Raw genomic sequence first — 19293 nt, 5'->3', positions numbered from 1 at the left:
TGCAAGTTGTTATTTTGACGAGTTCGTGTAGGAATTGTCTGAATATATTGAATGTTTTATTTTATTGTTTCGCGCAAGTAACTATTTTCCTGGATCGTTTGCTTTACGGCATACCGGTCCGCGGGTAATGTCACCTCGGTAGTGAGGAAATACTGCCGAAGATAAAACCCACAAGGAGATGTACATCATGCGCAATAATGTCCTGTCTTATCTCTTCCTTCCTCTGTTTGCCTGCCTATCGGTGTCCGCTCACGCCGTGACGCAAACGGTAGAGCACATGCCGCGTCCAGCAATGGCTACTGGCACCGTCGTTCAGGAGTCACCGGTCAGGATCGACCTGAACAAGGCTGATGTACAGACCCTGGAGGCCGGATTGAGTGGTATTGGCAAAGCCAAGGCCGAGGCCATCGTCGCTTATCGAGAGGCCAATGGGCCTTTTACGTCCGTTGATGAATTGCTGGAAATCAAGGGGATCGGCAACGCACTGTTGGAGCGCAATCGAGAGAAGTTGAAGGTGGAGTAAGCCATCATCAAAAGCCGGCTGGCATTGCGCTGGTCGGCTCTGGCAGCTTGGGCTGGTTATTTGTCTGTAAGCGTTCAGCCGACAAGCCCGCTCAATTGATTGACAAGCGCATCGCCAGCCCCAGCCGGGTGGGATAGCTGGGGTTCACGGATTGGTTACAAAACGCCTTAGCGCATCACCTTGTCGCCAATCTCGACCAAAAGTCAGCAGCAGTGTTCCTGGCATGGATGGAGTTTTTCGAACTTCGGGCAAAGCCTAGGCGCAGTATGAAAGCCTTGATACTCGGTGATGCTGCGTTGAAAATAGCCTGGTGCGCCAGCCCGGTCGGAATGCTCATTTACAACCCGTAAGGTCGAGCGCGACTCCGTTCCTCGGCTGTTTTCGCCTTGCCTGACCTTCGTCTCAAGACTTTTCAGACAGAGTCTAAGCAGCGATAAGCGGATGCTGGATTAAGCGTTATCTTCCCGCAGGGTTAGCTTTCTAGCTAAAGGTTTTGATTTTTTCAAAGACCACTTCTCAATCATTTGATGAATTGCTACCGCAAGTAAATACGTGGCAAGGCATGCTGAGGCTATAGCGGTGATAGCGTTTGCACCCTGTTCCACGAGTACATACATTATCGCGTAACCCGTTAGCGCATGGACGACGTACAAGGGGTAGCTGATATCTGCCATGTGTGAGAGGATTTTATTGTTTGTGAATTTGTCTCTGCATAGGTAGCAGGTGTGGAAAACAATGATTGCCAGCAGATAGCCACTCATCCACTGTAGTGTGTATTGATAAGGTTCGGCAATGTAAATCCATAGGATTGTTATTAATGTTACCGTCAGTAGTATTAGTGCATACATCTGTTTCTCAGTAATGCGCTTGGTTATCAGGGCGTGGTAGCTCATTCCTAGTGCGAGTAACATTCCTGAAGAAACCTGTACGCCAATAAGGTAGCTTTTTACTTTAAAGGTGATTGCTGCAATTAATGCGATGACGAGAATTCCCAGTGCGAGTGCCTTGAAGTCTAGGTTCAGGGCGCGTTTTCCAAGTGCGCATAGTATCAAATAAAAATAAATTTCTACTTCAAGCGTCCAGCTGACTCCGTCGATTCGGTTGATGTCCAAAGGGGCGCGAGTAATAATTCCGTAATGAGATATTATGTCGAGTGCGCCGAACCTATAGCTGACGCTCTTGTATTGGGCGAGTATGTAAAGTGCAAGCATTACGATCGTGAAGCCTGCGATGTAGACTGGGTAAATACGCCAAGCTCGTCTGCGAAGAAAATTGAGTTTTTGGGAGGGCGCAAGTGAGAAGGGGATCACCAGTCCGCTAATTATAAAAAATATGCCTACGCCAAACTGCCCGGCAATGATGCAGTGTTCGGCGAAGCGCTCAATAAAATACGGAAGTTCTGGTAGGGATGCTGGAGAAGGAACGCCCATCAAGCTGGAAATTGCTGGGTTCATGATCCAGAATATACCTGCGAAGTGCGAAAGCAATACAAATACCGCGGCAAATCCTCTCAGCGTGTTTGCAAAAATAATTCTGTTGGTCATTGTGAGCCCATTGAACTCCATTGGCAGGCTTCTGCCGCAGGGGCAGCTCGCCTGCGATGATAACTAAACCGTATTATTTGTCGAGCCCGCTCCTGTTTAGTGGGAGTGGGTGGCGCCATCGCTTGCGATCCGCGGATCGCCTTCTCGACGCTAAGCGAGAACTGAATCAAGCGCCGGGCACAAACGGGGTCTGTCTTAAATGTATATATGCGAAGGGCATGCAAGGCGAAACGGGAAAGGAACGGCCGGAGTCGGGCCCGACTGTAAAGGGGAACAACAGCATTCCGAGTCCCGTTTCAACGCAGCCTCACCGAATATCAAGGTTTTTTCGTGGTTATCGATCCCGCGCCTCCTTGGCATCCATCTCCGCATTCCGCTCCCGTATCTTCAGCTTCTGCTCCTCCGTCAACGGCACCTTCTTCGCCGTGTCCCGCAACATCATCAGCCCACCCACGATCGAGCCAATGGCCACTAACAGAATCAACCACGCATACCAAGGCATCTCATCTCTCCCACGAGCCGCTGGCTGCGGCGCTCATACCTTTTCGAGCCGCCGTCCAGCCGTTAGGTTCCAGTATAGGAGTTTTCGACCCCGACCTCTGGCCCCCAAACCGCGCCCCACTTCGTTTACAATGCGCGCCGTTTACGACTTGCCAAGAGACCTGACCATGTCCGCCTGCCAGACGCCCCTGATCGTCGCCCTCGATTTCCCTACCCGTGAGGCCGCCCTGACGCTGGCTGACCAGCTCGATCCGGCGCTGTGCCGGGTGAAGGTCGGCAAGGAGCTGTTCACCAGCAGCGCCTCGGGCATCGTCGAGACCCTCTGCGCGAAGGGCTTCGAGGTGTTCCTCGATCTGAAATTCCATGACATCCCCAACACCACGGCGATGGCGGTCAAGGCTGCCGCCGAGATGGGCGTGTGGATGGTCAACGTGCATTGCTCCGGCGGCCTGCGCATGATGTCGGCCTGCCGTGAAGAGCTGGCCAAGCGCAGCGGGCCGCAGCCGCTGCTGATCGGTGTCACCGTGCTGACCAGCATGGAGCGTGAGGACCTGGCAGGCATCGGCCTGGATATCGATCCGCAGGAGCAGGTGTTGCGCCTGGCGGCGTTGGCGCAGAAGGCCGGTATGGATGGCCTGGTGTGCTCAGCGCTGGAAGCACCGGCACTGAAGGCCGCGCATCCTGCGCTGCAACTGGTGACCCCGGGTATTCGCCCGGCGGGCAGTGCCCAGGACGATCAACGCCGCATCCTCACGCCGCGTCAGGCACTGGATGCCGGCTCCGACTACCTGGTAATCGGCCGCCCGATCAGCCAAGCGGCGGATCCGGCAAAGGCGCTGGCGTCGGTGGTGGCCGAGATTCGCGGTTGATTCGATCCAGGGGCTGCCATGCAGCCCATCGCGCTACAAGGCCGCTCCCGCACGGAGCGGCCACCTGTATCCGTTTTAGACCTTCAGCACCAGCTTGCCGAAGTTCTCCCCGCTGAACAACTTGAGCAGCGTTTCCGGGAAGGTCTCCAGGCCTTCGACCACATCCTCCTTGCTCTTGACCTTGCCACTGGCCAACCAGCCAGCTATTTCCTGCGCAGCCTTGCCGTACTCCTTGACGTGGTCCATCACCACGAAGCCTTCCATGCGTGCGCGGTTCACCAGCAGCGACAGGTAGTTGGCTGGTCCTTTCACCGCCTCCTTGTTGTTGTACTGGCTGATGGCGCCGCAAATCACCACGCGGGCCTTCAAATTCAGGCGGCTCAACACGGCGTCGAGGATTTCGCCACCGACGTTGTCGAAATACACATCCACGCCCTTGGGGCATTCGCGCTTGAGGCCGGCGAGCACATCTTCGGCCTTGTAGTCGATGACACCGTCAAAGCCCAGTTCATCCTTGAGGTACTGGCACTTTTGCGCGCCGCCGGCGATCCCCACGACGTGGCAGCCCTTGAGCTTGGCGATCTGCCCGGCGATGCTGCCAACGGCGCCGGCAGCTCCGGAAATGACGACGGTCTCACCCGCCTTCGGCTGGCCGACGTCGAGCAGGGCGAAGTAGGCGGTCATGCCGGTCATGCCCAGCGCAGACAGATAGCGGGGCAGGGGTGCCAGGCGCGGGTCGATCTTGTGCAGCCCCTGGGGCGTGCCGGTGAAGTAGTCCTGTACGCCAAGGGCGCCGCTGACATGGTCGCCGGGCTTGTAGTCCGGATGTTTGGAGGCGACGACTTCGCCGACGCCCAGCGCGCGCATCACCTCACCCAGGCCCACCGGCGGGATGTAGGACTTGCCTTCGTTCATCCAGCCGCGCATTGCCGGGTCCAGCGACAGGTAGAGGTTGCGCACTTGGATCTGGCCGTCGGTGGGTGCTGCGGCGGGGCCCTGCTGGTAGTCGAAATCTTCGCGGCGCACGGCACCGACGGGGCGTTTGGCGAGCAGGAAGCGGCGGTTGGTCTGGGTCATGGTATCTCTCCCTGTAGATGGCAAAGCCTGTTGATAGACCGTCGAGCCTGGCCAGGCAAGGTTGACCGGGTTGGCGAATGCCCGGTAATCCACCTCGATGATCTGGCTGGCAGCGCAGAATCACTGCAAACGATGGTAGTCCAACCGTGCTTCTGATGATGCTGCCCAGCCGGGTGGTGCTCTGACTAGACTCAGTCTCTACTCGATCTCTGTGAAGCAGGAGCCTGTGATGAGCATGACTTTTTCCGGCCAGGTCGCCCTGGTCACCGGCGGCGCGGCAGGTATCGGCCGAGCCACGGCCCAGGCATTTGCCGCCGAGGGGCTGAAGGTGGTGGTGGCTGACCTCGACGTGGCCGGTGGCGAGGCAACCGTCGCACTGATTCGCGAAGCCGGTGGTGACGCGCTGTTCGTGGCCTGCGACGTGACCCGCGACAGCGATGTGCGCCAGCTGCACGAGAAGATCATCGACGTCTATGGTCGCCTGGACTACGCGTACAACAACGCCGGAATCGAGATCGAGAAGGGGCGTCTGGCCGAGGGTAGCGAGGCCGAGTTCGACGCGATCATGGGCGTCAACGTCAAGGGCGTCTGGTTGTGCATGAAATACCAGTTGCCGTTGCTGCTGGCCCAGGGCGGCGGTGCGATCGTCAACACAGCGTCGGTGGCCGGGCTGGGCGCCGCCCCCAAGATGAGCATCTATGCTGCGTCCAAGCACGCGGTGATCGGCCTTACCAAGTCGGCGGCCATCGAGTATGCGAAGAAAGGGATTCGGGTCAACGCGGTGTGCCCGGCAGTGATCGACACCGACATGTTCCGTCGCGCCTACGAGGCCGATCCGCGCAAGGCCGAGTTCGCCGCAGCGATGCACCCGGTCGGGCGCATCGGCAAGGTCGAGGAGATCGCCAGCGCGGTGCTTTATCTGTGCAGCGATGGGGCGAAGTTCACCACCGGCCATAGCCTGACCGTGGATGGCGGTGCCACGGCCATCTGATCGAGATGCGTGCCGAGATCAGCAACGCCACCGCCACCGCGGCGCAGCCCAGCAGCAGGGCTGCGCCGAACAGCATCAGCGCCATGCGCGAGCCGAGGCGATCACTGAGCAGCCCGGTGAAGATCACCGGCAGGCTGAAACCCAGGTAAGCGAGCAGGAAGAAGCCGGCGCTGGCGCGGGTCTTCTCGTTGCCGGCGAGGGTGTTTACCGCCGCCAGCCCGCCAAGGTAGATGAAGCCATAACAGGCGCTGCTGGCAGCCACGGCACCTGCCAGTACCGCTGCCAACCTGCCGTTTTCTGCACCCCAGGCCAACAGGGCATAGCTCAGCGGCAGGATCGTCAGGCCGAGCAGCGTGGCGCGCACGCTTGCCAGGCGCCGAGCCAGCGGCTGGAACAGCACGCCGCAACTGATTACGCAGAAGGTGGAGAAGCCCGACCACTCGCTCAGCCCGTGCTGGCGCAGTACACCTGGCAGCAGCGCGATGACCAGCCCGGTGCAGGCCCAGGCCAGCAGGATCGCCAGGCCGTACGGCAGGCTGCCGGGCGGATAGCAGGGCAGGCGCAGCATGGCGCTGCGTTGTGTCGGACGACGGTCAGGCAGGCGCCACACCAGCAATAGGGCGACGGCGGCCAGCAGCAGTTGCAGGTAGAAGCTACCCGGGCTCAGGCTCGGGCCACGCAACAGGAACAGACTGGTCAGTGCCGCGCCCAGCCCGAAGCCCAACGAGGTGCTGGCGGTTACCCAATTGGCAGCCCGGGTACTGTCGGCGCCGCCCAGCAGTTCTCCCATGTAGGCGGTCGCGGTGGTGGTCGCCAAGGCCGTACCGACGCCCATCAGCAGTCGGGTCAGGGCGAGGGTTTCGAGGCCGGGTGCGAGCAGGACGAGGGTTGTGGCCAGCATCGACAGTAGCAGTGCGGCCATGATCAATGGGCGGCGGCCGACCCGGTCGGCCAAGCCGCCGAAGGCCAGCAGCACGGGAAGCACACCCAGCACATAGCTGGAAAATGCCAGGGCGGTAGCGGCGGCGCCGTATCCGGACAGATCGGCGTACGTGGTGTAGAGCGGGGCCTGCAGGTTCACGGCGAGGGTGATCAGGCACAGGGCAAAGGCCAGGCGGGCGGGCATGGGGTATCCATCTACGAAGGGGTGGGTGAAACCACATTGAATTCATCTCCCTGCGCCAACAAGACACACATCCCCGGCATTTGTGATTAACTGTTCCCCAAAAATCAGCAAACACTTTGCCATGCACATTTCCCTGAATCGCCTCAGTCCCGTCCCTCTGGTCCAGCAACTGACAGACCAGTTGCGAGCCTGGATCGAGCAACAGCGTCTGCGACCCGGTGCGCGGCTGCCGTCGATTCGCACCTTGGCCAGCACCCTTGAAGTCAGCCAATCCTGTGTGATCGATGCGTACGACCGTCTGGTGGCCATTGGCTGGCTGGAGGCGCGCCACGGTACCGGCTTCTTCGTCGCCGAGCGCAAGCCCGGGCTGGCCCAGGAGGATGCCATGGCCTGGGGCGATGCCATCGATGGCAGCTGGAGGCAGTTCAGGGATGGTCACGAAACCTTGCTCAAGCTCGGTTGTGGCTGGCTGCCCACCGCCTGGCACGCCCGTGATGCCCTGGCCCAGGCGATACGTCTGGTCAGCCGTGGCGACCCCGAAGACCTGTTCCGCTATTGCTCGCCGCTGGGGTTGGCCAGCCTGCGCCAGCAGTTGCACAAGCGCTTGTCGCAGCTGGATATCCCCACCGCTGCTGAACGCATTCTCACCACCCAAGGCGGCAGCCATGGCCTTGACTTGCTGGTGCGGACCCTGCTCAAGCCCGGCGATACGGTGGTGGTCGAAAGCCCCGGCTACTACAACCTGTTCACCCTGCTGCGCCAGCATCAGGTGCGCATGCTGCCGTTGCCGCGCACCCCTGCGGGCCCTGATGTCCAAGCGCTCGAGCAACTGCTGGTCGAGCACCGCCCGCGTTGCCTGTTCGTCAACAGCCTTTACCAGAACCCGACCGGCACCAGTCTCAGCCCCAAGACCGCCTACCGCTTGCTGGAGCTGGCGCGTGAGCATGATCTGCGGATCATCGAGGATGACATCTACGCAGACTTCCAGGACAGCCCGGCCACGCGACTGGCGACGCTGGACAGCGAACAGCGGGTGATCTACCTGGGCAGCTTTTCCAAGACCCTGAGCAGTGCCCTGCGGGTCGGCTACATCGCCGCCGACGCCGAGCTGATCGGCCAACTGGCGCAGTTGAAGATGGTGACCGGCATCGGCACTTCACGCTTCGTCGAGCAAGTGGTCGGGCAGATGCTCGCCAACGGCAGCTATCGCAAGAGCGTGCAGCGCTTGCGGCTGCGCCTGGCCCAGCACATGGCCAAGTTGCTGGGGCAGTTGGAGGTCTTCGGTTGGGAAGTGTTCTGCGAGCCTTATGGCGGCATGTTCGTCTGGGCGCGGGTGCCGGGCCGGGATTTCGCCTGGCTCGATCGCCTGGCGCTGGAGCATTCGGTGTTGCTTACCCCAGGCAGCGCTTTCGATCACCAGGGAGCCGACAGCGACTGGCTACGCATCAATGTCGCGTATGGGCAGGACATCCGTGCCCAGGCCTTCTTCGCACATGCAGGGCGACCTGCAGATAGCTGAAAACGACAGGGTCATAGCTATTTGACACCATTCTGACGTCAAGCCCTTGTGAGCCGGCCGGCACGGTTGTCACTCTTGGTATTCGGGAACACCTGCATGGGCAAGGGGGAGCGGCGATGGGGGCGACCAAGCGCGGTAGTCTGTCCAATCTGGGCATGGCACGTAAACTCGGCCTGGGTTTCGCCCTGGTGCTGCTGTTGACCCTGGCGGTGGCGGCCATCGGTGTGTACGCCCTGAACAATATCGGCCAGCGCTTCGACGGGCTGCGGCAGATGGGCGAGGTCAATACCGACCTGCTGCGTCTACGCCAGCATGAGCAAGCCTTCGCCCTGCGTTCTGACATCAAGGAGGCCGAGGCCTTGCGCGCGGGCTTGCAGACGCTGGTCGAACGCGTGCGCAGCCTGCCGACGCTGGCGGCGAGCGAGGCAGACCTCAATGCCTATGGCCAGGCCTTCGATGCCTTCGTCGAGGCCGTGCAGGCCAAGGAGCTGGCGCTGGATACGGCTGGCTGGTCGGTGTCCAGCGTCGCCAACAACCTCGATGTGCTGCAGGCCGGGCTGGCGGACGATGGCGCCTACACCCTCAAGCAGTCCCAGGGCCAGCAGGGCAGCGAGTTTCTCGATCAGGCCGCGCAGGTGGCCCAGGTCTCGCGCCTGATGCTGCAGGCGATGGACGAGGCGCGGGTACGTCTGGAGCAGGGGCGCAAGGGCGAAGAGGTGGTGTCCGCCGGGCGCATCGCGCAGACGGTCGATGCGGCGAATCTGGTCGATCAGCTCAAGACCGCCGTCACCGATTCCGGTTACCAGAGCGTATTGGGCGAGGTGGCCGGGCATATCGCCACCTTCTCCGACAAACTCAACGAATACACTGATGAACTGGCCAAGGAGCAGGGTACCAAGACCCAGTTGCAGGCCAGCGCCGAACAGGTCACCAGCCGGGTTGACCAGGCCTATGCGGAGCAGCAGGAAGCCATGCGCCAGGAGCTGCTGCACAACGCGCTGGCCATCGCCATCGCCACGGCCCTGGCGTTGCTGGTGGGCATCGTTGCCGCCTGGTTGATCACGCGCGCCGTGGTCGGGCCGCTCAAACGGGTGATCGCCAGTGCCCAGCGCATCGCGGCTGGCGATCTGGTGGTCGAGGCGCAAGTGGCAGGTCGCGATGAGGTGGGGCAACTCACCCTGGCCATGCAGCAGATGGCGGCGGGGCTGTCAGGTATCGTCAGCGGATTGCAGCAGGGCATCGAACAACTGGCCGGCAATGCCCAGGCGCTATCGGCGGTGACCGAGCAGACCAACCGTGAGGTCGGCAGCCAGAAGGAGGAGACCGAACAGGTCGCCACCGCGATGCAGCAGATGACTGCGACCGTGCACGATGTGGCGCGCAACGCCGAGGAGGCAGCGCAAGCGGCGCAGGATGCCGACGACAAGGTCGAGTCCGGCCAGCAGGTGGTACGCCAGAGCATGCAGCGCATCGAACAGCTGGCCGAGGCTGCGGAAGCCGCCAGCTCCGGTATCGACAGCCTGAGTGCCGAGATCCACACCATCGGCGATGTGCTGGAGGTGATCAAGAGCGTCGCCGAGCAGACCAACCTGCTGGCGCTCAACGCGGCGATCGAGGCCGCGCGCGCTGGTGAGCAGGGCCGTGGTTTTGCCGTGGTGGCTGACGAAGTGCGGGCCTTGGCACGGCGTACCCGGCAGTCGACCGAGGAGATCGAGCGCCTTGTAGCCAGCCTGCGCGGCAACGCCCAGCAATCGGTGGCGCAGATTCGTGGCAGTACCGAGCTGGTGCGCATGGCCGTGGCTGATGCGCTGCACACCGAAAGCGCCCTGGGTAGCATCGCCTCGGCCGTGTCGCTGATCCAGCAGATGAACCAGCAGATCGCTGCCGCAGCGGAGCAGCAAAGCTCGGTGGCCGAGGAGATCAGCCGCAGCGTCACGCAGATTCGCGGTAGTGCGGATCAGGCGGCGCTGGCGATGCAGGACAATGCGCGGTCGAGTGTGGAGCTGGCGCAGTTGGGGGATGAGTTGAAGGGGATGGTGGGGCATTTCCGCTTGGGATGAGGCTGGCCTCTTCGCGGGCAAGCCCGCTCCCACAGGTACGGCGCAGCCTTCAATACTGCTGGACCTCTGTGGGAGCGGGCTTGCCCGCGAAGAGGTCGGTACAGGCAACCAATAACCTTTACCCCTTGCGCGGACTCAGGATCAGCAAGGTAATCACCCCCGCCACGATTCCCCAGAACGCCGAACCGATCGAAAACAGCGTCAGCCCCGAGGCCGTCACCATGAAGGTGATCAGCGCCGCCTCACGCTCCCGCGCTTCGCTCATCGCCACGGTCAACCCGTTCATGATCGAGCCGAACAGCGCCAGCGCCGCAATCGACAGCACCAGCTCCTTTGGTAGCGCCGCGAACAGCGCCGCCAAGGTCGCGCCGAACACCCCGGCGATACCATAGAAGATTCCGCACCAGACCGCCGCGGTATAGCGCTTGGCCGGGTCTTCATGGGCGTGCGGGCCGGTGCAGATCGCCGCGCTGATGGCCGCCAGGTTGACCCCGTGCGAACCGAAGGGGGCCAGCAGCAGCGAGGCGAAGCCGGTCGCAGAGATCAGCGGTGAGGCCGGCACCTGGTAGCCGTCGGCGCGCAGCACGGCAACTCCGGGCATGTTCTGCGAAGTCATCGCCACCACGAACAGCGGGATGCCGATGCTGATGGTCGCTGCCAACGAGAAGCTCGGCGTGGTCCAGACCGGTTTTGCCACCTCCAGGTTGAAGTGGCTGAAGTCCAGCAGCCCCAGGATGCCGGACAGCGTCGTGCCGACCACCAGCGCGGCCAGTACGCAATAGCGCGGTGACAGGCGCTTGACCAGCAGGTAGCTGAAGAACATGCCCAGTACCAGCAGGGTGCGATGCTGGGCGGCGACGAAGATTTCACTGCCGATCTTGAACAGGATCCCTGCCAGCAAGGCCGACGCCAGCGACGCCGGAATACGCCGCACCAGGCGCTCGAAACTGCCGGTCAAGCCGCAGACCAGCACCAGCACGGCGCAGGTAATGTACGCGCCGATGGCTTCGCCATAGCTGACACCGCCAAGGCTGGTGATCAGCAACGCTGCGCCCGGCGTCGACCAGGCCACGGTGATTGGGGTGCGATAGCGCAGCGACAGGCCGATGCTGCACACCGCCATGCCGATCGACAGCGCCCATATCCACGAGGAAATCTGCGCGGTGGTCAACCCAGCGGCCTGGCCAGCCTGGAACATCAGCACCAGGGAACTGGTATAGCCGGTCAGCATGGCGATGAAACCGGCGACCACCGCCGATGGGGCGCTGTCCGCCAGTGGGCGCAGACGCGTGGAAGTGGCGTCGATCATGGGGCATTCCTTGTTCATGTAAGCAGTTTTTTCAGACTAACGCGGGCGAATCGGAAGCTTGCCATACAGCAGTCATTGCATTTAGCCGTACAGTCCCCAACTATTGGGCGCTGACCTGCAACTGCACAGGAGGGGAGGGGCGATGTACAAGGTTTATGGGGATTACCAGTCGGGCAACTGCTACAAGATCAAGTTGATGCTGAATCTTCTGGGGCGCCCCTATGAGTGGCACTCGGTCGACATTCTCAAAGGCGAGACCGAGACCCCCGAGTTCCTGGCCAGAAACCCCAATGGCAAGGTGCCGGTGCTGGAGCTCGAAGACGGTACCTGCCTGTGGGAGTCCAACGCGATCCTCAACTTCCTCGCCGACGGCAGCGAGTTCCTGCCGGTCGAGCCGCGCTTGCGTACCCAGGTGCTGCAATGGCAGTTCTTCGAGCAGTACAGCCACGAGCCTTACATTGCCGTGGCGCGTTTCATCCAGTTCTACCTGGGATTGCCGGATGAGCGCCTCGAGGAGTACCGCAAGTTGCACAAGGGCGGCTACAAGGCCCTCAAGGTGATGGAGCGCCAGTTGCAGATGACGCCGTACCTGGTGGGCGAGCAGTACTCGATCGCCGATGTGGCGTTGTATGCCTACACCCACGTGGCGCAACAGGGTGGCTTCGACCTGGCCGAGTATCCGGGGGTGAGGGCTTGGCTTGAGCGGGTTGCCAGCCATCCGCGGCATGTGCCGATGGTGGATTGATCGGCTTGGCAGCGGCGCAGTCCTTGTGACTGCGCCAGGCTCAGACCGACCCGAAGCGCTTTTCCAGATAGCCAATGATGTCCTTGGACTCATACATCCAGGTCACCTTGCCGTCCTCTTCGATACGCAGGCACGGCACCTTTACCCGGCCGCCGCCTTCCTGCAGTGCCTGGCGGTGTTGCGGGTCGTTCTTCGCATCGCGCAGTGCCACCGGCACGTTGAGGCGGTGGAGGGCGCGGCGGGTCTTGACGCAGAACGGGCAGGCATGGAACTGGTACAGCGCCAGCCCCTTGGCCTGCTGCTCGACCTGGGCCTGGGCGGCGGCGTCGCGCTTGCGCTTGGCCGGGCGGCTGATCCAGTCGCCGAACACGATGAGCTGGCCGAGGCCGACCCGCAGGGCTTTGACGATCATGGGCAACTCCTGATCTGTGGTGCACAACGGAAAATAAAAAGCCGACCCCGAGGGGTCGGCTTCGCGCAGAGTCCGATCACTTGATCAGACTGAGGAATTCACTGCGGGTGGCGGCGTTCTCGCGGAACTCGCCAAGCATCACCGAAGTGATCATGCTCGAATTCTGTTTCTCGACACCGCGCATCATCATGCACATGTGCTTGGCCTCGATGACCACCGCAACGCCTGCGGCGCCGGTAACCTTCTCCACGGCCTCGGCGATCTGGCGGCTGAGGTTTTCCTGGATCTGCAGGCGACGTGCGTACATGTCGACGATCCGTGCCACCTTGGACAACCCCAGCACCTTGCCCTTGGGCAGGTAGGCCACATGGGCCTTGCCGATGAACGGCAGCATGTGGTGTTCGCACATCGAATAGAGCTCGATGTCCCGGACCAGCACCATCTCGCTGTTGTCCGAAGTGAACAGCGCACCGTTGGTGACTTCTTCCAGGGTTTGTTCATAACCGCGGCAAAGGTACTTCATGGCCTTTGCGGCCCGCTTGGGCGTGTCGAGCAGGCCCTCACGGGAGACGTCCTCGCCGATCTGGCTGAGGATCTCGGTGTAGTTCTGTTCCAGGGACATGGATCTACCTGTGGGAAAAAACGCAAAAACGAAGGTTACGGCGGCAAACGCGGCGCTGCAAGCGTGATGTCATTCGTCGCGACCGTCGAGCATGGTCCGCTTGAGCATCACGTACAAGGCGCCGGTGCCGCCATGACGGGCCTGGCAAGAGACGAAACCGAGCACTTGCGGGTGCTGGCGCAGCCAGGTGTTGACGTGGCTCTTGATCATAGGGCGCTTGCCGTCGATGCGCGCAGCCTTGCCATGGGTGACCCGCACGCAGCGCACTTCCAGCTTGGTGGCTTCGGCGATGAAGTCCCAGAGCGTTTCGCGCGCGCGTTCAACGGTCATGCCGTGCAGGTCGAGGCTGCCCTCGAAGGCGATCTGGCCGAGCTTGAGCTTGCGAATCTGGCTTTCCTGCACGCCGTCGCGGCGCCACATCAGTTCGTCTTCAGCGCCAACGTCGATGACGAACTGGTCCGACATGCCATCGACCACCAGCGGCTGGTCGCTGCGCACGGTAGCGGCCTGGCGCAGGCCGGCCAGCTGCTTGCGGTCGGCCTTGGGCTTGCCGACTTCGGCGCGGTCGTGTGCGATGGGCTTGACGCCACGCACCTCGCTGCGGAAGAGGGAAAAGTCGTCGTCTTGCATGTGTGCCTCCACGTGGGCGGCGTATTCTACGCGAACGGCCCTGCGTCGTCAGCAGCGCGCTGGTCAACGCTCAATCATGCTTTTTCATCAAGTGCGGCGACAGGTTCAGCTCCCGCCCTCGGCGCAGGCGAATGCGGCTGCGCCGCCAGAAGCGCACCCCCAGGTACAGCATCAGCAACCCGATCACCGTGAGAATGGCCGACAAGGGGCGGTTGGCATTGAGTTCGGCCAGGGCCTGGTAGTTGCCCAGCAGTCCGGCGAAACCGGCCATGGCCAGGAGGATGCCCAGGGTGGCGAGCAGGGCGGACAGGCCGGCAGCCAGGCGCGCGCCCCAGTTGCCCGGCTCGCGCGGGCGCAGGCGCTTGGCATCGAAACTGCCTTTGAGCTTCATTCCGTGTTCCTCTGTAGGTATCCGGAATCAGACCTGTGCTCGCCCGTCGGGTTCCGCCCGGCTGCCGGGCGGTTGCGCGGTCAGATCAGGCTGGCGGTCGGGGCGACACAGGCAAAGTTGTCGGCCATCACGGCCATCTCGCACTGGTGGATCTGCGCGGCCGGAATGACCGTATCCTTGAGCGCCAGGTCACGGGTGGCCGAGGCGTCTTCCACCAGGGTGCAGCGATAACCATAGTCCTTGGCACGGCGCACCGTGGTGCTGACGCTGGAGTGGCTCATGAAACCGCAGACGATCAGGTCCAGGTGGCCAAGCTGCTGCAGCGTCTCGTGCAGCTTGGTGTTCTTGAACGCGTTGGGCATGCGCTTTTCGATGACGATTTCGTCGCCTTGCGGCTCGAGGCCCGGAATGAATTCGCCGGCCACACCCTGCGGGTCGAAGCGGCCACCGACGGTGCCGAGGTGGCGGACATGGATAATCGGGCGTCCGGCCTTGCGGGCAGCCTCGAGCAACTTGGCAATGTTCGCCACGGCCTCGTCCATGCCCGACAGCGCCAGTGGACCGCTCAGGTACTCCTTTTGCGCGTCGATGACGATCAGGCTGGCTTGGCTCAGCCTGGCCGGCGGGTAATCGCGGCCGGTGAGGCGGAACATCGTGGTTGGAACGGACATCAAGGGCTCCTTGGAAGGGCTTTTATCCCTCTATTCTCCCTTGCCTCGGCGCCAATGTGAATGGTTGACAACGCAGACGGCATGGTTACTGGCCTGTGGCTATCCGAACGGGAACCGGTGGAACATTTCAGCCGGGGGGCTGTTAGACTTTCGCACAGTCTGAAAAGGAGTACTCCGTGATCACATCCCGCCTGCGCACCCTGCGCGACCACATCCGCTGGGCGGTCAGCCGCTTCCATGAGCACGAGCTGTTCTTCGGTCATGGCGCCGACAACGCCTGGGACGAGGCCCGCCTCTTGGTGCTCGGTGCCGTGCATTTGCCCTGGGAGGTGGCCGACAGCTACCTGGACTGCCAGTTGGAGGATGACGAACGGGTGCGTCTGCAGCACTTGCTCAAGCGACGTATCGAGGAGCGGGTACCGACCGCCTACCTGCTGGGCGAGGCGTGGTTCTGCGGCATGTCGTTCATCGTCGACGAGCGGGTACTGATACCACGTTCCCCGATCGGCGAACTGATCGAGAAGCGCTTCGAGCCGTGGCTGGCCAGCGAGCCGGCGCGGATCCTCGACCTGTGCACCGGCTCCGGCTGCATCGGAATCGTTGCCGCCGATGTGTTCCAGGAGGCCGAAGTGGTACTGGCCGACCTGTCCTTCGACGCGCTCGAAGTGGCCAATCAGAATATCGAGCGCCACGGCCTCGACCAGCGTGTATTCACCGTGCAGGGCGATGGTTTTGCCGGGCTCCCGGGCCAGCGTTTCGACCTGATCCTGTCCAATCCGCCCTATGTCGACGCCGAGGATTTCGCCGACATGCCCACCGAGTACCACCACGAGCCCGAGCTTGGCCTGGCCTGCGGCAACGACGGTCTGGACCTGGTGCGACGCATGCTTGCCGAGGCCGCTGATCACCTGACCGAGAAGGGCTTGTTGATTGTCGAGGTGGGCAACAGCCAGGTCCATGTCGAAGCCCTCTACCCGGAGGTGGACTTCGCCTGGCTGGACTTCGAGCGCGGTGGCCACGGCGTGTTCATGCTGACGGCGCAGCAATGCCGGGACCACCAGGAGCTGTTTGCTTCGCGGGTATGAGGCTTCGGTCGCGGGGCATGCCCCCGCGATCGGGCGTCAGCGAGTGGCAATCCAGATCAGCAGGCCGGCCTGGAACACCGCAAAGGCGACCAGGCAGGTGATGGTGAAGCGCAGGCCGCTGTCCTCGCGGCGGTACTTGGCCACACGCTCGTCGCGCTCGCGCAGTTGCGCTTCCTTCTCCTGCAGTTTCTGCTCTGCCTGTTGCAGCATGGTCGCCGCTTCGAGCATGTCGACGCGCTGCACCTTCTCGTTGCTCCAGGCGCTCTTGAGCTGGCCGACCGCCGTTTCGACGGTTCGGGCCTTGAGCATCTGGCCGTCGGCATACTCCACCTCCAGCCCTACGCTGCGCAGCACGTGGTCGCGACGCAGGCGCGAGTCTTCGTTGAGGGCATCCTTGCTGGGCAGGGCCATGCCCTCGACCTGGTAGTGCGACCATTTGCGCTGCAGCCATTGCACGGCCTGGGCCAGCACGTAGCGGCCAAGGCCGCGGTTGAGTGGCTCCAGTTGCAGGCCGGCGTCGTCACCGATGCGCACGACACGCTGTTCATGGTCGACCCGCACGTCAAGGCGGTTCTGCTCCTTGCGTACCTTCTGGCCTGGCAGCAGGATTTCCATGCGCAGCAGGCTGTTGGCCTTGTCGTGGCGCTCGGCGTAGCCGAACTGCACGAAACGCAGCGGTCGCGCGCCGCTGTTGCGGTCGGTGGGCAGCGGCGCCAGGCGCAGCAGCTGAAAGTGCTCGGCGGCCAGGTCCGCCCAGGGCAGCGGCGCGCTTTCCGGTGGTTGTTCTTCGATCGCCTCGGCGGCGGGTGCATCGGTCATCAGGGCAATCCTCAAGTGCACGGGCCGGGTGATGCCATGCCTGTGCGCGCAACGCTTGCTGCACGATAAGGCTCTTTGGCATCACCGCCTCTTGCCATGCATTATCGGCAGCACCGGGCAAGACCTGAGGGGTAAAAGTGTCAGGCGGACTGCAAGCGGTGGATGAAGGCGACGATCCGCTCGCCCAGCTCGTGGGCCAGGGGCAGGTCAGGATTGCTGTAACTGTCGCGCTGCTCGCTCATCGCTCGCGGGCTGATGCGCAGCATATGGTTCATGCCATCGATCAGCACCAGCTCGGCGTCCGGTTTGGCGGCTTTCAGGCGCTCGGCGTCGTCGACCTCGACCTGCACGTCGTTGCGGCCCTGGACGATCAGTGCCGGTACCTGCAAACGCGAGAAGGCCCTGGCCGGGTCCTGGCGGAACAGTGAGATCAGGTAGGGCTGCACCGTCGGTCGAAACACCTCGCGCAACGGCGTGGGCACATCCAGGCTAGTCTGGCCGGCCTGCAGGCGGTCTAACAGGCTGTTGCCGCGGGCAAGTTGCGCCGGCGACAGGCGCTGGGCCAGTTGTTCACGCAGCACATCGGCAATGGGGCGGCCGCTGCCGGCCAGCGTGATCACCGCGCTGGCACCGGCTTGATTGGCGGCGAGGCTGGCGATCAGCGCGCCTTCGCTGTGGCCGATCAGGATCACCGGGCCGAAGCGTGGGTCGGCTTGCAGCTTGTGCGCCCAGGCCACGACATCGGCGACATAACCTTCGACGCTCAGGTCGCGTTCGTCGGGCGCCGCCGGCTGGCTGGCGGCGACCCCGCGCTTGTCGTAGCGCACGCTGGCGATGTGCTCGTTGGCGAGCAGTTGGGCCAGGCGTTTTAGGTTGTCGATGCGCCCGGATGCCGGGTTGTTGCCGTCGCGGTCGGTGGGCCCGGAGCCGGCGATGATCAGCGCCACCGGCGGCGGTGTGTCCTGCAGCGGCAAGAGCAGGCTGCCGTGCAGCACGCCATGGCCGGTGTCGAGGTCGATGGGATGCTTGAGCACGGTAGGGGCGGCGGCCTGGGCCAGGCTTGTGAACAACAGCAGGAGCAGGGCGACGATGCGCATCTTCGGATACTGCATGGGGAGATGTTCGATTTGACCTGGGGTGCGAACGAAGGTTCTCGCGATTTTTTTCGCAAAGCTGCGGCTTTCCGTATACTGGCGGCCTCTTTCAAGTTCAGGCTGATTTTCGCGGAGCGTCCATGTCCGGCAATACCTACGGCAAGCTGTTCACCGTCACCACCGCAGGCGAAAGCCATGGCCCCGCGCTGGTCGCCATCGTCGACGGCTGCCCGCCGGGCCTGGAAATCTCGCTGGCCGACCTGCAGCACGACCTGGATCGTCGCAAGCCCGGTACCAGTCGGCACACCACCCAGCGTCAGGAAGCCGACGAAGTCGAAATCCTCTCCGGGGTGTTCGAAGGTCGTACCACCGGTTGCTCGATTGGCCTGCTGATCCGCAACACCGACCAGAAGTCCAAGGACTACTCGGCCATCAAGGACCTGTTCCGCCCGGCCCACGCCGACTACACCTACCACCACAAGTACGGCATCCGTGATTACCGCGGCGGTGGCCGCAGCTCGGCCCGTGAAACCGCCATGCGCGTGGCGGCTGGTGCCATCGCCAAGAAGTTCCTGGCCACCCAAGGCATTCGCGTGCGCGGCTACATGAGCCAGTTGGGCCCGATCGAAATCCCCTTCAAGACCTGGGACAGCGTCGAGCAGAATGCCTTCTTCAGCCCCGACCCGGACAAAGTCCCTGAGCTTGAGGCCTACATGGATCAACTGCGCCGTGACCAGGATTCGGTCGGCGCGAAGATCACCGTGGTCGCCGAGGGCGTGATGCCGGGCCTGGGCGAGCCGATCTTCGACCGCCTCGACGCCGAACTGGCCCACGCGCTGATGAGCATCAACGCGGTCAAGGGCGTGGAGATCGGTGCCGGGTTCGCCAGCATCGCCCAGCGCGGCAGCGAGCACCGCGACGAGCTCACGCCAGAAGGCTTCCTCAGCAATAACGCCGGCGGCATTCTCGGGGGTATTTCGTCAGGTCAGCCGATCGTTGCCCACCTGGCACTCAAGCCAACCTCGAGCATCACCGTGCCGGGCCGCTCGATCGACGTTAATGGGGCCCCGGTTGACGTCATCACCAAGGGGCGCCATGACCCGTGCGTGGGCATTCGCGCCACGCCGATCGCCGAGGCGATGATGGCCATCGTGCTGATGGACCACCTGCTGCGCCACCGTGCGCAGAATGCCGAGGTGAAGGTCAACACCCCGGTGCTGGGCCAGCTCTGATCTAGCCAGGCACGGCCTCTTCGCGGGCAAGTCGGAGCGCCGAACCGCCGCTCCGACTTGCTCGCGAAGAGGC

The 19293-nt window shown here is 62.7% G+C and carries 20 protein-coding genes and 1 pseudogene; 9 read left to right on the top strand and 12 right to left on the bottom strand.

The genetic code is table 11. The annotated features are described in order from the left end of the window. Positions 1-187: 187 nt before the first annotated feature. Complete coding sequence (locus tag ACTYOL_RS20240; protein ID WP_197893354.1) at positions 188-523, top strand: ComEA family DNA-binding protein; 336 nt, start codon at positions 188-190, stop codon at positions 521-523. Between the two features lie 449 nt (positions 524-972). Here ACTYOL_RS20240 and ACTYOL_RS20235 read toward each other — a convergent pair whose 3' ends face one another. Together ACTYOL_RS20235 and ACTYOL_RS20230 are read right to left on the bottom strand one after the other, a co-directional pair. Beyond that, a complete protein-coding gene (locus ACTYOL_RS20235; protein WP_444756973.1) occupies positions 973-2067 on the bottom strand; it encodes an acyltransferase family protein in 1095 nt (364 codons plus the stop codon). A 334-nt stretch (positions 2068-2401) separates the two neighbouring features. Further along, positions 2402-2569, bottom strand: coding sequence for a DUF2897 family protein (locus ACTYOL_RS20230; RefSeq protein ID WP_065862125.1), 168 nt, complete (start codon positions 2567-2569; stop codon positions 2402-2404). A gap of 166 nt (positions 2570-2735) precedes the next feature. Here ACTYOL_RS20230 and pyrF point away from each other — a divergent pair, with 166 nt between their 5' ends. Next, a complete protein-coding gene (gene pyrF, locus ACTYOL_RS20225) occupies positions 2736-3437 on the top strand; it encodes an orotidine-5'-phosphate decarboxylase (RefSeq protein ID WP_153774642.1) in 702 nt (233 codons plus the stop codon). A gap of 75 nt (positions 3438-3512) precedes the next feature. On the opposite strand, the gene ACTYOL_RS20220 is transcribed toward pyrF, so the two are convergent. Further along, the gene (locus ACTYOL_RS20220) at positions 3513-4514 is read right to left on the bottom strand and encodes an NADP-dependent oxidoreductase (protein WP_197893356.1); all 1002 of its coding nucleotides are present in this window, start codon (positions 4512-4514) and stop codon (positions 3513-3515) included. Positions 4515-4743: 229 nt separating this feature from the next. On the opposite strand from ACTYOL_RS20220, the gene ACTYOL_RS20215 reads away from it, so the two are divergent. Beyond that, a complete protein-coding gene (locus tag ACTYOL_RS20215; protein WP_063545753.1) occupies positions 4744-5505 on the top strand; it encodes an SDR family oxidoreductase in 762 nt (253 codons plus the stop codon). On the opposite strand, the gene ACTYOL_RS20210 is transcribed toward ACTYOL_RS20215, so the two are convergent. Next, positions 5456-6631: an MFS transporter gene (locus ACTYOL_RS20210; RefSeq protein WP_197893357.1), complete on the bottom strand. Its 1176-nt coding sequence runs from the start codon at positions 6629-6631 to the stop codon at positions 5456-5458. The two genes, ACTYOL_RS20215 and ACTYOL_RS20210, sit on opposite strands and share 50 nt — an antisense overlap. A 121-nt stretch (positions 6632-6752) precedes the next feature. Here ACTYOL_RS20210 and ACTYOL_RS20205 point away from each other — a divergent pair, with 121 nt between their 5' ends. From ACTYOL_RS20205 to ACTYOL_RS20195, 3 genes and pseudogenes are all read left to right on the top strand, one after another. After that, positions 6753-8150 (top strand): aminotransferase-like domain-containing protein, encoded by a 1398-nt coding sequence (locus ACTYOL_RS20205; protein WP_200603655.1) that lies wholly within the window; start codon positions 6753-6755, stop codon positions 8148-8150. Between the two features lie 116 nt (positions 8151-8266). Next, positions 8267-9298 (top strand): annotated as a pseudogene (locus ACTYOL_RS20200) (methyl-accepting chemotaxis protein); the annotation flags it as partial. Between the two features lie 36 nt (positions 9299-9334). Beyond that, positions 9335-10210 (top strand): methyl-accepting chemotaxis protein, encoded by an 876-nt coding sequence (locus tag ACTYOL_RS20195; protein ID WP_371926324.1) that lies wholly within the window; start codon positions 9335-9337, stop codon positions 10208-10210. Between the two features lie 118 nt (positions 10211-10328). On the opposite strand, the gene ACTYOL_RS20190 is transcribed toward ACTYOL_RS20195, so the two are convergent. Continuing rightward, complete coding sequence (locus ACTYOL_RS20190; RefSeq protein WP_444756972.1) at positions 10329-11519, bottom strand: benzoate/H(+) symporter BenE family transporter; 1191 nt, start codon at positions 11517-11519, stop codon at positions 10329-10331. A gap of 142 nt (positions 11520-11661) precedes the next feature. Here ACTYOL_RS20190 and ACTYOL_RS20185 point away from each other — a divergent pair, with 142 nt between their 5' ends. Continuing rightward, on the top strand, positions 11662-12264 hold the full coding sequence (locus tag ACTYOL_RS20185; RefSeq protein ID WP_153774637.1) for a glutathione S-transferase family protein: 603 nt from the start codon (positions 11662-11664) through the stop codon (positions 12262-12264). Positions 12265-12304: 40 nt separating this feature from the next. On the opposite strand, the gene ACTYOL_RS20180 is transcribed toward ACTYOL_RS20185, so the two are convergent. The 5 genes from ACTYOL_RS20180 to ACTYOL_RS20160 all read right to left on the bottom strand — a co-directional run bounded on the left by ACTYOL_RS20180 (position 12305) and on the right by ACTYOL_RS20160 (position 14990). Beyond that, a complete protein-coding gene (locus ACTYOL_RS20180; protein ID WP_063545747.1) occupies positions 12305-12676 on the bottom strand; it encodes a glutaredoxin family protein in 372 nt (123 codons plus the stop codon). A 76-nt stretch (positions 12677-12752) separates the two neighbouring features. Continuing rightward, entirely contained in the window at positions 12753-13298 is a 546-nt protein-coding gene (gene folE / locus ACTYOL_RS20175) for a GTP cyclohydrolase I FolE (RefSeq protein ID WP_054891992.1), read from the bottom strand. Positions 13299-13367: 69 nt separating this feature from the next. Continuing rightward, positions 13368-13928 carry a Smr/MutS family protein gene (locus tag ACTYOL_RS20170; protein ID WP_054891991.1) on the bottom strand — a complete coding sequence of 187 codons (561 nt, stop codon included), beginning with the start codon at positions 13926-13928 and terminating at the stop codon, positions 13368-13370. A gap of 70 nt (positions 13929-13998) precedes the next feature. After that, positions 13999-14319, bottom strand: coding sequence for a hypothetical protein (locus ACTYOL_RS20165; protein ID WP_054891990.1), 321 nt, complete (start codon positions 14317-14319; stop codon positions 13999-14001). 80 nt (positions 14320-14399) lie between these two features. Then, entirely contained in the window at positions 14400-14990 is a 591-nt protein-coding gene (locus ACTYOL_RS20160) for a cysteine hydrolase family protein (RefSeq protein ID WP_153774635.1), read from the bottom strand. Positions 14991-15166: 176 nt separating this feature from the next. On the opposite strand from ACTYOL_RS20160, the gene prmB reads away from it, so the two are divergent. Then, positions 15167-16075: a 50S ribosomal protein L3 N(5)-glutamine methyltransferase gene (gene prmB / locus ACTYOL_RS20155; RefSeq protein ID WP_054891988.1), complete on the top strand. Its 909-nt coding sequence runs from the start codon at positions 15167-15169 to the stop codon at positions 16073-16075. A 36-nt stretch (positions 16076-16111) separates the two neighbouring features. Here prmB and ACTYOL_RS20150 read toward each other — a convergent pair whose 3' ends face one another. Continuing rightward, a complete protein-coding gene (locus ACTYOL_RS20150; protein WP_054891987.1) occupies positions 16112-16894 on the bottom strand; it encodes a hypothetical protein in 783 nt (260 codons plus the stop codon). 140 nt (positions 16895-17034) lie between these two features. Continuing rightward, a complete protein-coding gene (locus ACTYOL_RS20145; protein ID WP_232233641.1) occupies positions 17035-18006 on the bottom strand; it encodes an alpha/beta hydrolase in 972 nt (323 codons plus the stop codon). Positions 18007-18128: 122 nt separating this feature from the next. Between ACTYOL_RS20145 and aroC the strand changes: the two genes are divergently transcribed. After that, positions 18129-19220 (top strand): chorismate synthase, encoded by a 1092-nt coding sequence (gene aroC, locus ACTYOL_RS20140; RefSeq protein ID WP_444756971.1) that lies wholly within the window; start codon positions 18129-18131, stop codon positions 19218-19220. Positions 19221-19293 lie beyond the last annotated feature (73 nt).

It is taken from the genome of Pseudomonas sp. A014 (assembly GCF_052378495.1).
Classification (GTDB): domain Bacteria; phylum Pseudomonadota; class Gammaproteobacteria; order Pseudomonadales; family Pseudomonadaceae; genus Aquipseudomonas; species Aquipseudomonas machongensis.
The sequence above is the reverse complement of the archived record's forward strand: the minus strand, read 5'-3'. Positions and strand labels throughout refer to the sequence as shown.